This window comes from Pseudonocardia sp. T1-2H (genome assembly GCF_038039215.1).
GTDB lineage: Bacteria > Actinomycetota > Actinomycetes > Mycobacteriales > Pseudonocardiaceae > Pseudonocardia.
Map to the genome: position 1 here is coordinate 3,886,144 of NZ_JBBPCL010000001.1, position 15,094 is coordinate 3,901,237.

Annotated in this window: 9 protein-coding genes and 1 pseudogene; 5 read left to right on the forward strand and 5 right to left on the reverse strand. The window is 74.9% G+C overall.

Translation table 11 applies throughout. The features are described 5' to 3' along the window. Positions 1–34: 34 nt before the first annotated feature. Positions 35–1,279 (reverse strand): MFS transporter, encoded by a 1,245-nt coding sequence (locus WBK50_RS19175; RefSeq protein WP_341336932.1) that lies wholly within the window; start codon positions 1,277–1,279, stop codon positions 35–37. Between the two features lie 139 nt (positions 1,280–1,418). Here WBK50_RS19175 and WBK50_RS19180 point away from each other — a divergent pair, with 139 nt between their 5' ends. Both WBK50_RS19180 and WBK50_RS19185 read left to right on the forward strand, forming a co-directional pair. Beyond that, positions 1,419–3,002, forward strand: a complete 1,584-nt coding sequence (locus tag WBK50_RS19180; RefSeq protein WP_341336933.1) for a long-chain-fatty-acid--CoA ligase — start codon at positions 1,419–1,421, stop codon at positions 3,000–3,002. Positions 3,003–3,021: 19 nt separating this feature from the next. Continuing rightward, complete coding sequence (locus tag WBK50_RS19185; protein ID WP_341336934.1) at positions 3,022–4,449, forward strand: pyridoxal phosphate-dependent decarboxylase family protein; 1,428 nt, start codon at positions 3,022–3,024, stop codon at positions 4,447–4,449. A gap of 101 nt (positions 4,450–4,550) precedes the next feature. Here the strand turns inward: WBK50_RS19185 and WBK50_RS19190 are convergent, their stop codons facing one another. Together WBK50_RS19190 and WBK50_RS19195 are read right to left on the reverse strand one after the other, a co-directional pair. Further along, complete coding sequence (locus tag WBK50_RS19190; RefSeq protein ID WP_341336935.1) at positions 4,551–5,150, reverse strand: cysteine hydrolase family protein; 600 nt, start codon at positions 5,148–5,150, stop codon at positions 4,551–4,553. Between the two features lie 220 nt (positions 5,151–5,370). After that, positions 5,371–6,327 carry a methionyl-tRNA formyltransferase gene (locus WBK50_RS19195; protein WP_341336936.1) on the reverse strand — a complete coding sequence of 319 codons (957 nt, stop codon included), beginning with the start codon at positions 6,325–6,327 and terminating at the stop codon, positions 5,371–5,373. A gap of 64 nt (positions 6,328–6,391) precedes the next feature. Here WBK50_RS19195 and WBK50_RS19200 point away from each other — a divergent pair, with 64 nt between their 5' ends. The 3 genes from WBK50_RS19200 (at position 6,392) to WBK50_RS19210 (ending at position 10,965) form a co-directional block, all read left to right on the forward strand. After that, positions 6,392–8,095, forward strand: coding sequence for an ABC transporter ATP-binding protein (locus tag WBK50_RS19200; RefSeq protein ID WP_341336937.1), 1,704 nt, complete (start codon positions 6,392–6,394; stop codon positions 8,093–8,095). After that, positions 8,092–9,852, forward strand: a complete 1,761-nt coding sequence (locus WBK50_RS19205; protein WP_341336938.1) for an ABC transporter ATP-binding protein — start codon at positions 8,092–8,094, stop codon at positions 9,850–9,852. Before WBK50_RS19200 ends, WBK50_RS19205 begins: the two co-directional genes overlap by 4 nt. A gap of 102 nt (positions 9,853–9,954) precedes the next feature. Next, positions 9,955–10,965 carry an ABC transporter substrate-binding protein gene (locus WBK50_RS19210; protein WP_341336939.1) on the forward strand — a complete coding sequence of 337 codons (1,011 nt, stop codon included), beginning with the start codon at positions 9,955–9,957 and terminating at the stop codon, positions 10,963–10,965. Positions 10,966–11,015: 50 nt separating this feature from the next. On the opposite strand, the gene WBK50_RS19215 is transcribed toward WBK50_RS19210, so the two are convergent. Then, positions 11,016–12,059, reverse strand: a complete 1,044-nt coding sequence (locus WBK50_RS19215) for a condensation domain-containing protein (protein WP_341336940.1) — start codon at positions 12,057–12,059, stop codon at positions 11,016–11,018. Between the two features lie 240 nt (positions 12,060–12,299). Next, a pseudogene (locus WBK50_RS35200) lies at positions 12,300–15,008 on the reverse strand (non-ribosomal peptide synthetase); the annotation flags it as partial. Between the last annotated feature and the right edge of the window lie 86 nt (positions 15,009–15,094).

Here is a 15,094-nt window from a genome sequence, read left to right on the forward strand (position 1 = left end):
CGTTGTGGCTCCACGACGCCGGTTCCGGGGCGGTTCAGCTCTCGCGGGCCCGCGCGTACCCCCGGCGGGCGAGCACCGCCGCGACCACCAGCGGGACCGAGATCGCCAGCGCCGCCCGGAAGACGGTCTCGAACTCGCCGCCGTCCGCGAACGGCGCGGCCACCCCCGTGCCGACCGCGCTGCCCAGGAACAGCACCCCGGCGAACAGCGCCACGGCGGACGCCCGTGCGGCCGGCACGACCTCGGTGGCCCACGTCTGCAGGGTCGAGTGCAGGAACGCCCAGGTCGCGCCGAGCAGCAGGCCCGCCACGAGGATCGTCGGCAGGTTCACCCCGAACGACGGGACCGCCCATCCGGCCACGAGGCACGCACCCCCGATCGCGGCCAGCCCGGACGGCGGAATCCGGCCCACGAGCGGGCGCACCACCCGGCTGACCAGCACCGTTCCGACCCCGTACGCCCCGGAGACGACGCCGGCGACCGTCGCCGAGTACCCCAGTGCCTGCAGGGCGGGTGACAGGTAGGTCAGGGTGCCGAGCACGATCGCGCCCTCGACGAGCGCGAGGAGCATCACGATGCGCGCCCAGCGGTCGGCCAGCACGGTCCCGAGGGGGCGGACGAGCTCGAGGAGCCAGCCCCCGACGCGTCCGAGCACCCCGACCCGGCCGCCGTCGGACCCCGATCCGCCGGGCTCGGGCACGGGCAGGGTCGGTTCGGGGAGACGGCGTAGCGCGACCCAGAGGACGGCGCCGACGGCCGCGGTCACCGCGAAGACGATCCGCCAGCCGACGAGGTCCGCGAGCACCCCTGCGCCGGCCGTCGCGGTCGCGGTGCCGAGCGCGGACGCGGCCAGGACGTCGGAGAGCGGGCGCTGCCGGATCGACGCGGGCCAGGTGTCCCCCACGTACACCAGCGACGCCGGGATCAGCGCCGCGACGCAGCCCCCGGTGATCACCCGCGCGACGGTGAGCAGCGGCAACGTGGGCGCGAGCGCCGAGACGACCCCGGCGATCGCGGCCCCGACCAGGGCCACCCGCATCACGCGGACCCGGCCGAGCCGGTCGCTCACCATCCCCCACACCGGCTGCATGACCCCGTAGGCGAGGAAGTAGGCGCCGGCCATCCCGGCCGCGGCGGCGAGGGAGACGCGCAGGTCCGCGGCGATCAGCACCAGCAGCGGCGCGATCGCGAACCTGTCGATCGTGCTCGTCAGCGCGACGAGCTGGAGCAGGCGCAGCCGCCGGGCCCCGTCGGGTACTGCAGCCGCCTCGGTCACCACCCGGAGCACCTTGCTCGACCAGTCCGGTCGGCGCACCACCGGCCCCTGTGACAACACCCACTCGACCGGCGGCCGGCCCACCGGCCCCGGCGGGAATCAAGTCTTGATTCACGTGCATCAGCCCGCGAGCATGGTGCCCATGACGACGGAGTCGGGTACGGCCCCCATCACCGGCCGCGGGATGACCATGAGCGACGTCCTCGCGCGTTTCGCCCGCGTGACGCCGGACGCCCCGGCCTTCGTCGACGCCGGGACCGGCGAGCGCCGCAGCTACGGCGAGGCGGACGACCGCGTGACCCGGCTGGCGAACGCGCTCACGGCGGGGGGTGTGCGGGAGGGCGACCGGGTGGCCGTCCTCGGGCTGAACAGCATCCCGCTGATCGAGGCCTACATCGCCACGCTGCGCGCCGGCGCCCTCTGCGTGCCGGTCAACTTCCGCCTCGTCGCGGACGAGATCGCCTATGCCCTGACCGACAGCGGCGCGGTGGCCGTCGTCGTCGACCAGGCACTGGCGCCGCAGCTGGAGAAGGCCCGCGCGCAGGCACCGTCGGTCGAGCAGGTCGTCACCATCGGCGGGGACCTCGAGGACGTGCTGGCGGCGGCCTCGCCGGACTACGTCGAGCTGCCCGTCCCGGACGAGGCGACGGCCTACATCATGTACACCTCCGGTACCACCGGCCGGCCCAAGGGCGCGATGCTCAGCCACCGCAACCTGTTCCTGCACGCGTTCTCCAGCACCGCGCACCTCGGCTCGACCGGCTCCGGCGGCGTGTGGATGTCCGGGGCGCCGATGTTCCACATCGCGGGCCTCGCGGGCATGCTGCCGTCGCTGCTCACCGGCGGCACGACGATCATCCCGCCGTCCGGCGGGTTCGACCCGGCTGCGACGGTCGCGACGCTCGAGCGCGAGCGCGTCGCGTCCTGTTTCTTCGTCCCGGCGCAGTGGGCGGCGATCGTCGCGGTGCCGGACATCGCGGAGCGGGACCTGTCGTCGCTGACCAAGCTGTCCTGGGGCGCCGCGCCGGCGTCGACGACCCTGCTGCGCAAGATGATCGACACGTTCCCGCACGCGGACGTCGTCACGTCGTTCGGGCAGACCGAGTGCAGCCCGGTCACCACGACGCTGAAGGGCGAGGACTCGATCCGCAAGATCGGGTCGGTCGGCACGCCGATGATCAACGTCGAGTGCCGGGTCGTGGACGACGAGATGAACGACGTCCCCCGCGGTGAGGTCGGTGAGATCGTCTACCGCGGCCCGCTCGTGATGAGCGGCTACTGGAACAAGCCGAAGGAGACCGCCGAGGCGTTCCGGGGCGGCTGGTTCCACTCCGGCGACCTGGTCCGGCAGGACGCCGACGGCTACTACTACGTCGTCGACCGCAAGAAGGACATGATCATTTCGGGTGGGGAGAACATCTACTGCGCCGAGGTGGAGAACGTCCTGGCCGCGCACCCGGGGATCGGCGACGTCGCCCTGATCGGCGTGCCGGACGAGCAGTGGGGCGAGACGCCGCTCGCGGTGATCGTCCCCGCGGACCCGGCGAACCCGCCCACCGCGGCGTCGATCGAGGCCTACTGCCGGGAGCACCTGGCGGCGTACAAGCGGCCGCGGCGGCTGTCGATCGTGGACGCGCTGCCCCGTAACCCGAGCGGCAAGGTGCTGAAGACCCAGCTCCGCGAGGAGAACCAGGCGGGCTCCCTCGTGTCCCGGCCGGCCGTCTGAGCTGGGTACCGTCGCCCTCGTGCCTGATCTCGACCCCGACGAGTTCCGCCGGCTCGGCCACCAGCTCGTCGACTGGGTGGCGGAGCATCGCGCCTCGCTCGCCTCGCTGCCCGTCCGCCCCGAGGTGACGCCCGGGGCGATCCGCGCGCAGCTTCCGGCGTCGTTGCCCGACAAGCCCGCGGACGACGTGGGTGCCGCGCTGACCGCGCTCCTCGACGACGTGGTCGTCCCCGGCTCCCTGCACTGGCAGCACCCGGGCTTCTTCGGCTACTTCCCCGCGAACGCGTCGCTGCTCTCGCTGCTCGGTGACCTCGCCTCCGGCGGGCTCGGCGGGCAGGGCATGCTCTGGTCCACCGCGCCCGCCGGGACGGAGGTCGAGCAGGTCCTGATGGACGCGTTCGCCGAGGCGCTCGGCCTCGGGCCGGAGTTCACTTTCGACGGCGGGGGCGGCGGCTCGCTACAGGACTCCGCCTCGTCCGGGGCGCTCGTCGCGCTCCTGGCGGCGCTGCACCGCTCCTCGCCGGACTGGCGGGAGTCCGGGGTGGATGGCCGCGAGCGGGTCTACGTCACCGCCGAGACGCACTCGTCGCTGGCGAAGGCGGTGCGGGTCGCCGGGCTCGGCGCGCAGGCGCTGCGGATCGTCCCCTTCGCCCCCGGCACCTTCGCCATGTCGCCCGAGGCGCTGGCCGGGATGCTCGCCGACGACGTCGCCGCCGGCCTGCGGCCCGTGCTCGTCTGCCCGACGGTCGGGACGACGGGAACCGGCGCCGTCGACCCCGTCCGGGCCGTCGCCCTCGCGGCCCGCGAGCACGGGATGTGGGTGCACGTCGACGCGGCGTGGGCCGGGGTCGCGGCGCTCTGCCCGGAGTTCCGGTACGTGCTCGACGGCGTCGAGCTCGTCGACTCGTTCTGCACGGACGCGCACAAATGGCTCTGCACGGCGTTCGACGCGTCGTTCCTCTGGGTGCGGGACGGCCGGGCGCTGCCGGACGCGCTGTCGATCACGCCCGAGTACCTGCGGAACGCGGCGACGGAGTCCGGCGCGGTCGTCGACTACCGGGACTGGCAGGTCCCGCTCGGCCGGCGTTTCCGGGCGCTGAAGCTGTGGGCCGTCGTGCAGGGCACCGGGCTCGACGGGCTGCGCGAGCACATCCGCGGCCACGTCGCCTTGGCGTCCGAGCTCGCCGAGAGGGTCCGGGCCGCGCCGCGGTTCGCCCTGGCCGTCGAGCCGTCGCTGGCACTGGTGTGCCTGTACGTCCTCGGCCCCGACGGCGAGCCCGACGACGAGGCCACTCGCGCGACCCTGGAACGCGTCAACGCCGGCGGGAGGTCGTTCCTCACCCACACGAGCATCGAAGGCCGCTACGCGATCCGGGTCGCGATCGGCTCGCTCACCACCACCGCGTCGGACGTCGACACCCTCTGGCGTTCCCTCACCTCCCCCTGATCCCGCGAGTCGGGGTCCGGCGACTACCGAGTCGGGGCCTCGCGCTACCGCAGACCCCGACTCGGCCGCCGCTGGGCCCCGACTCGCGGGCACGGGCGGGATCAGTCCGGAACGGCGGCGGCGTCCGGCACGACGACGCCGAAGAGGTCCGCGATCGCGGCGAGGCTCGCGACCTGCAGGGCCGGGGCCGGGACGTCCGCGCCGCCGGGACCGGGCAGGGTGCGCGTCGCCGTGGCCCCGGCGACGACCGTCGGCGCGTAGCCCAGGCTGAACGCACCGCGGGCCGTGGAGTTCACGCACATGTGGGTCATGAAGCCCGCGAGCAGCAGCGGACGGCCCGGGTTCGTCCTCAACAGTGTGTCGAGCTCGGTCGAGACGAACGAGTTCGGGTAGTTCTTGACGACAGTCGGCTCGTCGCCGCGGGGTGCGACCCGGTCCACGATCGCGCCGATCTCGTCCCGGACGTCGTAGGGCGAGCCCGCGCCGCCGTCGTGCTGGACGTGGATGACCGGGATGCCTGCGCTCCGCGCCCGGTCGAGCAGCTCCTCGGCCTGGTCCAGCGCGGCCTGGACGCCGTCGAGCTCCATGACGCCGCGGGTGTAGGTGTTCTGACAGTCGATCATGACCAGGGTCGCGTCCCCGAGCGACGGCGGGGCGTCCGGGAGGCCGCTGATCGTCCGCAGGGTGGTGGGGTCGCTCATGAAGGGTCTCCTCGCACGGAGTCGGGCGTGGGTGGCGTGTCCGACCGTATCCACCCGCGGGCGGCGGGAGAAGGTCCGCGGCCGCGGCCCCCTCCCGGCGCAGAGCCTGGTCACAGTCCCGACTCGTGGCAGCCAGACCCCGACACGGTCGCCGCCAGAGCCCGACTCGCGGGGGCCGGGATGTGCGACTCGGTGACCCGAAAACGCCGGCTCGCGGGGCTCAGGGGGTGACGGGGTGGGAGGTGAGGTAGCCGCCCATCCTCGTGAAGTACTCCTGGGCCCCGAGCTCGCGGCCGTCGTCGGTGCGGACGGTCTCGATCAGCAGGCCCTTGTTGCGGCCCTTGCGCGCGTCCGCGCCCGCGACGATCACGACGCCGTTGCCCTGCCGGATGAAGATGCGGCCCGGGGTGCCGCCGAAGGGGGTCTCGGTGACGCGGGCGCGCACGATCCGCAGGCGCTCGGGGCCGTGGTAGCAGTAGGCGTTCGGGTACGGGTCGACCTGGGCGCGGACGAGGTTGAAGAGGTCGCGCGCCGGCCAGGTCCAGTCGATGCGGTTCTCCTCGTCCGTGCGGCGGTGAAAGTAGGAGGCGGCGCGGCGGTCCTGCGGCGTCCAGTCCGTCCGGCCTGCGGCGATGAGCTCGAGCGCGTCCACCGTGATCGGGCCGAACATCGCGAGCGTCCGGTCGAAGAGGTCGACGACCGTGTCCTCGTCGGTGATCGCGGTGGACCGCTGCAGGACGACGTCCCCGGCGTCGAACTCCGCGTTCATCATGTGCGCGGTGACACCGACCTCGGGCTCGTCGTTGATCAGCGCCCAGTTCAGCGGGGCGAAGCCGGCGTAGGCCGGGAGCAGCGCGTCGTGCACGTTGAGCGTGCCGAGCCGCGGGATCGAGAAGACCTCCGGCGGGAGCCAGGTCCGCCAGTTGGACACGACCATGACGTCCGCGTCCGCATCCCGGATCGCGGCCCGCACCTCGTCGTCGTCGGCCCGGTTGCGGACCAGCACGGGGATCTCGCGATCCCGGGCGAGCTCGGCGACCGACTCGTTGAAGATCTTCTCGTACGGGTTGTCGCTGTCCGCGTGTGTCACGATCAACGGGATCTCGTGACCCGCGGCGAGCACCGCCTCGATCGTCCGACGACCCCAGGTCATGTATCCGAACGCGACGACCCGCATCCGACCTCCCTCGCTCGTGGCTCCGGGCTCGCCCCGGCAAACCAGGTAAGGATAGCCTCACAGAATGACCCCGCAAGTGATCACCGGTCGGGCCGTGCTGCTCGACTCGATCCGGCACCACCGGCGGCAGCTGATCACCGCGGCGGTCCTGCTGTGCGGCCACCAGGGCGGCGAGGCGCTCGTCCCCGTCCTGGTCGGCGTCGTGATCGACCGCGCCGTCGGGACCGGCGACGCCGGGTCGCTGCTGTTCTGGCTCGCCGTGCTCGGCCTGGACTTCCTGGTGCTCTCGTTCTCCTACCGCTTCGGCGCCCGCCGTGCCTGGCTCGCCGACGTCCGCGCGGACCAGCGGATGCGCCATGCCGTCGCGGACCGGGTCCTGCACCCCGCGGGCGGCGCCGAGACGGGCCGCCTGCCCGGCGCCCTGACCAGCATCGCGGTCGCGGACGCGAAGCGGGTCGGCGTGCTGAACTTCGCGCTCCCGCTCGGCCTGGCCGCCTTCGCCGCCCTCGTCGTCGCGGCGGTCTCGCTGCTGCGGATCTCGCTCCCGCTCGGCCTGCTGATCCTGCTGGGCACGCCCCCTCTGCTCTACGCCGTGCACCTGCTCGGCAAGCCCCTGGAGCGGCGCAGCGGGCCGGAGCAGGAACGGGCGGCGCAGGCGTCCGGCGTGGCGGCGGACCTCGTGGCGGGCGTGCGGGTGCTCAAGGGCATCGGCGCCGAGCCCGCCGCCGTCCGCCGCTACACCGCCACCAGCCGCGACGCCCTGGCCGCGACGCTACGGGCCACCGGCGCGCAGGCCTGGTACTCGGGCGCCGTGCTGGCGGTCAACGGGCTGTTCCTCGCGCTCGTCGCCCTGGTCGGCGGCCGGCTCGCCGCCGAGGGCGACATCACGATCGGCGGCCTGGTCTCGGCCGTCGGGCTGGCCCAGTTCCTGCTCGGCCCGCTGGAGATCTTCGGCTGGGTCAACGGCCGGTTCGCCCAGGCCAGAGCCTCGGCGGCGCGGATCGCCGAGGTCCGCTCCGCGGCGCCGGCGGTGTCCGGCGGGACCGCGGCACCCGTCGCCGACGGCCCGGGGAACCTGCGGATCCGCGGCCTGCGCACCCCCGGCCTGGCCGCCGGCGTGGACCTCGACGTCGCCGCGGGCGAGACCGTGGGGCTGGTCGTCCCGGACCCGGCGGTCGCGGCCGCGCTGCTGCAGGTGCTGGGTCGCGAGCAGGACCCGCAGGCCGGTTCCGTGGAGCTCGACGGCGTCGACCTGGCCCGGATGCCGCCCGCCGCGGCCCGGGCCGAGGTGATCGTCGCGGCGCACGACGCGCGGCTGTTCGCGGGCACCGTGCTGGAGAACGTCCTGGCCGGCCGGGGCGCCGGCCCGGGCGACCCCGCGGTCGACGGGGCGATGCGCGCCGCCCAGGCGGACCAGGTCGCGGACGCCCTGCCGGACGGCCGGGACACCGAGATCGCCGAGCAGGGCAGCTCGCTGTCCGGGGGCCAGCGACAACGGGTGGCCCTCGCCCGGGCGCTCGCCGCGCAGGCGCGCGTCCTCGTGCTGCACGACCCGACGACGGCCGTCGACGCCGTCACCGAGGCCCGGATCGCCGCCGGCCTCCGCGAGGTCCGGGCGGGCCGGACCACCCTGGTCCTGACCACGAGTCCGGCGCTGCTCGCGGCGGCGGACCGCGTCGTCGTCCTCGACCGCGACCGCCGCGCGGAGGGCTCGCACGCCGAGCTCCTGCACACCGACGCCGCGTACCGGGAGCTGGTGCTGTCATGAGCCGGGACCTGCTCCCCGTCGCGACCGGCCCGCGGATCCGCGGCGCCCTCGCCGGGCTCCTGCGTCCGCACCGGGGCCGGGCCGCCGTGGCGGTGCTCGCGCTCGTCGCCGGGGCCGCGACCGGGCTGCTCACCGCCCCACTGCTGGGGCGGATCGTGGACATCGTCGCCACCCGGCAGGGAGCGTCCGCGGTCACGGCGCCGGTGCTGCTGCTCGTCGTGGTCGCCGTGGTGCAGGGGCTACTGGCGGTGCTCGGCGTGGCCCTGGTGGCCCGCGTCGGCGAGGGGATGCTCGCCGAGCTGCGCGAACGGTTCGTCGCCCGGGCCCTCGGGTTGCCGCTCGACCGCATCGAGAACGCCGGCGCCGGGGACCTGACCTCCCGGGTCACCGCGGACGTGGCGCTGGTCGGCGAGGCGGTGCGCGAGGCCGTCCCGGAGTTCGCCCGCGCCGCTCTGGTGATCGCCCTGACCCTCGTCGGGATGGCCGTCCTGGACTGGCGTTTCCTGCTCGCCGCCCTGCTCGCGGTGCCCGTCCAGGTGCTCACCGCGCGGTGGTACCTGCGGCGCTCCGGGCCGATCTACGCCGAGCAGCGCCGGGTCGGCGGCGCCCAGCAGCAGCAGCTCCTGGACACCGTCGGCGGGGCGGCGACCGTGCGCGCGTTCGGGCTCGCGGACGCCCACGCGGCCAAGGTCCGCTCCCGGTCCGAGGACGTCGTGCGGCTCGCGCTGGACGTCGTCCGGTTCCAGACCCGGTTCTTCGGCCGGCTGAACGGGGCCGAGTTCGTCGGGGTCGCGGCGGTGCTCGCCGTCGGGTTCTGGCTGGTCCGGAACGGGTCGGCGTCGATCGGCACGGCGAGTGCGGCGGCGCTGTACTTCATCAACCTGTTCGGGCCGATCAACCAGGTCCTCTTCCTGCTGGACACCGCCCAGTCCGCCACGGCGAGCCTGGCCCGCATCATCGGCGTCGCGGACCTGCCGCCGCAGGAACGCCCGGCCGCCCCGGCCCGGCCCGTGGACGCGGGGGTGAGCACCAAGGGCGTCGGGCACAGCTACGTCGAGGGCCATCCCGTGCTCGACGGCGTCGACCTCGATCTGGAGCCCGGCTCCCGGGTCGCACTGGTCGGCGCCAGCGGCGCGGGCAAGACGACGCTGGCGAAGCTGGTGGCCGGGGTGCACCTGCCGACGGCCGGGACCGTCCGGATCGGCGGCGCCACGCTCGAGGAGCAGGGCCCGGACGTGGTCCGCGAGACCGTCGCGTTGATCACCCAGGAGGTGCACGTCTTCGCCGGCCCGCTGGCCGAGGACCTGCGCCTGGCCCGCCCGGACGCGACGGACGCCCAGCTGCGGGCCGCGCTCGACGCCGTCGACGCGCTGGGCTGGGCCGAGGCCCTGCCGGAGGGGCTGGACACCGTGGTGGGCAGCGGCGGGCAGGAGCTGACGGTCGTGCAGGCCCAGCAGGTCGCCCTGGCCCGGCTGGTGCTCGCCGACCGGCCGGTCGCCGTGCTCGACGAGGCCACCGCCGAGGCCGGCAGCGCGGGATCGCGGGTGCTCGAACGCGCCGCGGCCCGCGCCCTCGACGGCCGGACCGGGCTGATGGTCGCCCACCGGCTGACCCAGGCGGCGACGGCGGACCGGGTCGTGGTGCTGGACGCGGGCCGGGTCGTCGAGCAGGGGACGCACGCCGAGCTCGTCGCCGCGGGCGGCCGGTACGCCCGGTTGTGGGCCGCCTGGTCGGACGAACGGGACGAAAGACCGTGATGTTCTCGTTATTGACGGGCAGTGTTCGGGTAGGCGAACCTAAGTTCGCCCGGTGATCGTCATCCGACCGGAGTACTTGAACCACGTCCAGGAGGACCGCGCATGGCTCGCCCGAGCTCCCCATCCGCCCGCCCGAGACGGGCCGGGTTCCTGCGAACCCTCGCCGCGGGGGCGCTCGCCCTCGTGGCCGTCGCCGGGTGCGGCAGCAGCGAGCAGGCCTCCACGGCCGCTCCGCAGCCCGGGGCCCCGGCCACCGCGGGTGCGGCGGCGTTCCCCGTGACGCTGAAGCACCAGTTCGGCGAGACGACGATCCCGGCGCAGCCGCAGCGCGTCGTGACCGTCGGCTACAACGAGGGCGACTTCCCGCTGGCCCTCGGCGTCGTCCCGCTCGGCGAGCGCGAGTTCTCCGGCGGCTTCGCCTGGCAGGACCGGCCGTGGGCGCAGGCCGCCAAGGGCGGCGCGCGGCCGGAGGTCGTCGGCGGCGACGAGCTCCAGTTCGAGAAGATCGCGGCGCTGCGGCCGGACCTGATCCTCGGCGTGTACTCGTTCATGGACCAGGCCACCTACGACACCCTGGCCAAGATCGCGCCGACGGTCGGCCCGCCCGGTGACGGCACGAAGGCCGCCACGTGGCAGGAGCAGACCCGGATCACGGGGCAGGCGCTCGGGCTGACCGGTAAGGCCGAGCAGGTCGTGTCGGACACCGAGAAGAAGCTGGCGCAGGTCAAGGCCGCCCACCCGGCGCTGGACGGCAAGAGCCTGGCGCTGGACTTCGACGTCGAGGGCGTCCCGTACAAGCTCGGCACCGACGACCTGCGGACCCAGCTGTTCTCGGGCCTCGGCCTGAAGTTCGGGGACACCACCGAGACGCTGACCGCGGAGACCCTGCAGCCACTGGACCAGCAGGCCCTGATCGTCATGGGCGTGACGCAGCAGCAGCTCGCCGGGAACCAGCTCTTCCAGAGCCTGAACGTGGTGAAGAACGGCAAGACGCTCTACCTGGGCGACTACACGACCCCGTTCGCCGGAGCGCTCGGCTACAGCAGCCCGCTGAGCCTGCCCTACGCCGCGGACCTCGTCGCCCCGCAGCTGCAGACGGCCCTCGCCGGCTGACCCGCTCCCCCGACGAAGGCCCCCTGCCGGTCCGGCAGGGGGCCTTCGTGTCAGCCCGTGACCGACCGCAGCAGCGCGACGAGTTCCTGCGCCAGCGCCGCCGCCGTCTCCCGGTCGTACGCGGCGAGCCGGTGGGTGAGCTCCACCGGCACCGCGGCGCCGCCGGGGGTCTCGAAGAACCCGACGGTCAGGTCCGCGGTGGACCCGCCCACGTCGACGGCGTCGAGCGCGCCGAGCACGGACCGTTCGGCCCCGAGGTCCGCCTGCTCGTGGTGCACGAGCAGCACCGGCGGCCGGCGCAGCCCGGTCGCGTCCGCGACATCGGCGAACCCGGTCTCCTGGTGGTCCAGGGCGGCGAGGTTCGCGGTGCGGACCCGGCCGAGGAGCGCCTCGAACCCGTCGCCCTCCACCTGCACCGGGAGCACCAGCACGTTCGCCACGCAGCCGACGACGTCGACCAGCGAGGCCTCGGTCCGGCCCGCCGCGAACGACCCGACGGGCACCACCGGGCCCGCGCCGCGCCGGGCGAGGACCGTGGCCAGTGCCGCCTGCAGGACCATGAACATGCTGGTCCGGGTCCTACGGGCGAGCGCGTCGACCCCCGCGCGGAGCTCGGCGTCCAGCTCGAACGCGACCGTCGCCGCGGTCTCGTCCCCGCCCGGGTCGGGCGCCGGGACGCCGTCGAGGGCCTCCCGCCAGAATGCGAGCGCCCGGGCGTGCCGGCTCTCCGGGTCCGCGGGGTCGCCCCCGAGGGCTCCGGCCCAGCGGGCGTAGTCCGAGTACCGGACGGGCAGCGGCGCCCGGTCCGGCGCCCGTCCGTCCCGCCGGGCCTCGTACGCGGTCGCGAGGTCCCGTAGCAACGGGACGACGGACCACTCGTCGACGCCCAGGTAGTGCAGGACGAGGAGCAACTCACCGCCGGCGAGGATCGCCCGGAACGGCGGCTCGGTGGTGAGGTCAAACGGCTCCCGGGCCAACTCCGCGAGCGGGCGGTCCGAGCGGGCGAGGCCGGGCCCGCAGCTCCGCACGTGGCGCCGTCCCTCCGGGGAGAACACCGTGCGCAGCGGCTCGTGCCGGGCGACGACGTCGTCCACCGCCGCGACCAGCGCCGCCTCGTCGTAGGGCTCGTCCGGCCGCAGGACCAGCGCGTGGTCCGGCCGCGGCGCGATCCGGTGCCGCTCCCAGCGCCACCGCTGCGCCGGGGCGAGCGGTTCGGCCTGCGCCGGCGGCCCGGACGGGACCAGCGCGGGCCGGCTCGACGGCCGCTCCGCCAGCACCCGGACGAGCGCTGCGACGGTCGGCGCGTCGAACACGTCCCGCACCCCCAGATCCGCCCCGAACCGGGTCCGCACCCGTCCGATCAGGCGCATCGCCGCCATCGAGTGTCCGCCGAGGGCGAAGAAGTCGTCGTGCACGCCGACCTCGGGCAGGCCCAGGACCTCGGCGAACACCGCGGCGAGCCGTTCCTCCTCGGGCGTGCGCGGGGCGCCGTCCCCGGTGAGCCCCGACCAGTCCGGGGCGGGCAGGGCGCGGCGGTCCAGCTTGCCGTTCGGGGTGAGCGGCACCGGCCCGTCGAGCACGACGACGATCGCCGGGACCATGTACTCCGGCAGCCGCCGGGCGACCTCGGCCCGGACCTCCCCGGGATCGACCGGGCCGTCCTCCGGCACCACCCCGTCCTCCGGCACTACGTAGCCGACGATCCGGGTCATGTCCCCGGACCCGTCGGCGACGGCGACGGCCTGCCGGATCCCCTCGTGCGCGGTCAACGCGGACGCGACCTCGCCGAGCTCGACGCGGAAGCCGCGGACCTTGACCTGGTCGTCGTCGCGGCCGAGGAAGTCGATGTTCCCGTCCCGTCTCCAGCGTGCCCGGTCGCCTGTCCGGTACAGCCGGGTCCCGGGCCGCCCGAACGGGTCCGCGACGAACCGCTGCGCCGTCAGCCCCGGCCGCCCGAGGTAGCCGCGGGCCAGCCCGCGCCCACCTACGTAGAGGTCCCCGACGACACCCGGCGGCACCGGCCGCAGCCGCGCGTCCAGGACGTACGCGGTGGTGTTGGGGTCCGGGACCCCGATCGGCACCGCGGCCGCCCAGCCCGGTTCGGCCTGCCAGAGCGTGGAGTTCACGGTCGCCTCGGTGAGCCCGTAGGCAGCGAGGAGGTTCAGCCGCTCCGCCCACCGGCCGATCAGGTCCGGCGGCACCGTCTCGGTCCCGACCAGCACCGTCATGCCCGCCGGCAGCTGCTGGTCCGGCGGCAGGGCCGCGACCAGCGACGGCGGCAGGATCCCGTGGGTCACGCCGTGTTCGGCGAGGAAGCCGGTGAGCGCCGGACCGGCCACCCGGGCCTCGTCCGGGCAGATCACCAGCCGCGCGCCGAGGCCGAGCGCCATCGTCAGCTCGAACACCACGACGTCGAACCCGACGGAGGCGAACTGGAGCACCGTGGCGTCGGGGGTGACACCCATCCGGTCCTCGGCGGTGGCCGCGAGGCTGGCGATGCCGTCGTGCGGGACGACGACGCCCTTCGGCCGCCCCGTGGAGCCGGACGTGTAGATGACGTAGGCGGCGAGGTCCGTGCCCCACGGCCGCTCCCGTTCCCGGGGCTCTGCGGGGCCGACGCCCTCGTCGGGCACGACGAGCCGTTCCGGGCCGTCGACGACCAGCGCCAGCTGCGCCGCGGTGCCGACCAGCAGCCGGGCCCGGGAGTCCGTGAGCAGGAAGCCGATCCGCTCCGGCGGGTGCTTCAGGTCCAGCGGGAGCCAGGCCGCGCCCAGCTTGAGCAGCCCCAGCACGGTCGCGACCATCGCGGCCGAGCGCGGCATGGCGACGCCGACGACGTCCTCCGGCCCGATCCCCCGCTCGGCCAGCAGCCGAGCGGCGCCCTCGGCCCGGGCGTCGAGCTCGGCGTAGGTGAGCGTGCCGCGCCCGTCCGTGACGGCCGGGGCGTCCGGGCGATCCCGGACCTGCCGCTCGACCATGTCGATCAACGTCTCGGCCGGGACGTCGCGCACGTCCCGGCGCCCGGCGAACCGCCCGAGGACGAGCGCGCGCTCCCCCGCTACGGCGACGTCCAGCTCGTCGACCCCGACCCGCGGGTTCGCCGCGACCGCCGCCGCGAGCCGGGTGAACCGCTCGCCCAGCCGCGCGACGGTGTCCCGCTCGAAGAGCTCCGCCGAGTACTCGAGGTGCAGCGTCGCGGCGCCGTCCCGCTCGGCGAACCCGAACACGAGGTCGAACTTCGCCGTCGTCTCCTCGACGGATTCCTCGACCGCCTCGATCCCCGGCAGCGCGAGCAGGTCCCCGCTGCGGGCGTGGTGGGCGACCATCACCTGGAACAGCGGGTTCCGGGACAGCGCCCGCGGCGGGTTGAGCCGCTCGACGACCGCCTCGAACGGCACGTCGGCGTGGGAGAACGCGGTCAGCCCGGCGTCCCGGACGCGTGCGACGAGTGTCGTGAAGTCCGGGACGCCGGAGACGTCCGCGCGCAGGACGACGGTGTTGACGAAGAACCCGACGAGGTCGTCGAGCCGCTCGTCCGTGCGGCCGGTGACCGGGGTGCCGAGCGGGACGTCGTCCCCGGCGCCGAGCCGGTGCAGCAGCGCCGCGACGGCCGCGTGCAGCACGAGCAGCAGGCTGGCCCCGATGTCGTCGGCGATCCGGCGGAGCCCGGCGAGGGTCTCCGGCGCGAGCGGGACGTCGACGACCCCACCGGCGAAGGTCAGCCGGGCGGGCCGCGGCCGGTCCGTCGGAAGCGTCAGCTCCTCTGGGGCGCCGTCGAGCGTGCGGGCCCAGAAGTCGAGCTGCCGGGCGGCGAGGCTCGCCGGGTCGGCCGGGTCGCCGAGCAGCGCGGCGTGCCAGAGCGCGTAGTCCGCGTACTGCACCGGCAGTGGCGCCCATTCCGCCGCCCGGCCCTCGCGGCGGGCGGCGTAGGCGGCGGCGAGATCGTCCAGGAACGGGCGATCGGACCACTCGTCGGTCGTGATGTGGTGCAGCAGCAGGACGAGGACGTGCTCGGCGCCGTCCTGGATCAGCGCGGCCCGGATCGGGAAGCTCGGCCGTCAGGTCGAACGGCCGCGCGAGCTCCGCCGCCACGTCGTCCCCCTGCGTGAACGGCACCCGGAGATCGCCG

What these genes read in the sequence shown, in the direction of transcription:
- WBK50_RS19180 (WP_341336933.1), top strand. Translation starts at nt 1,419, where the DNA reads ATGACGACGGAGTCGGGTACGGCCCCCATCACCGGCCGCGGGATGACC.
- WBK50_RS19190 (WP_341336935.1), bottom strand. Translation starts at nt 5,150, where the DNA reads ATGAGCGACCCCACCACCCTGCGGACGATCAGCGGCCTCCCGGACGCC.
- WBK50_RS19195 (WP_341336936.1), bottom strand. Translation starts at nt 6,327, where the DNA reads ATGCGGGTCGTCGCGTTCGGATACATGACCTGGGGTCGTCGGACGATC.
- WBK50_RS19200 (WP_341336937.1), top strand. Translation starts at nt 6,392, where the DNA reads ATGACCCCGCAAGTGATCACCGGTCGGGCCGTGCTGCTCGACTCGATC.
- WBK50_RS19205 (WP_341336938.1), top strand. Translation starts at nt 8,092, where the DNA reads ATGAGCCGGGACCTGCTCCCCGTCGCGACCGGCCCGCGGATCCGCGGC.
- WBK50_RS19210 (WP_341336939.1), top strand. Translation starts at nt 9,955, where the DNA reads ATGGCTCGCCCGAGCTCCCCATCCGCCCGCCCGAGACGGGCCGGGTTC.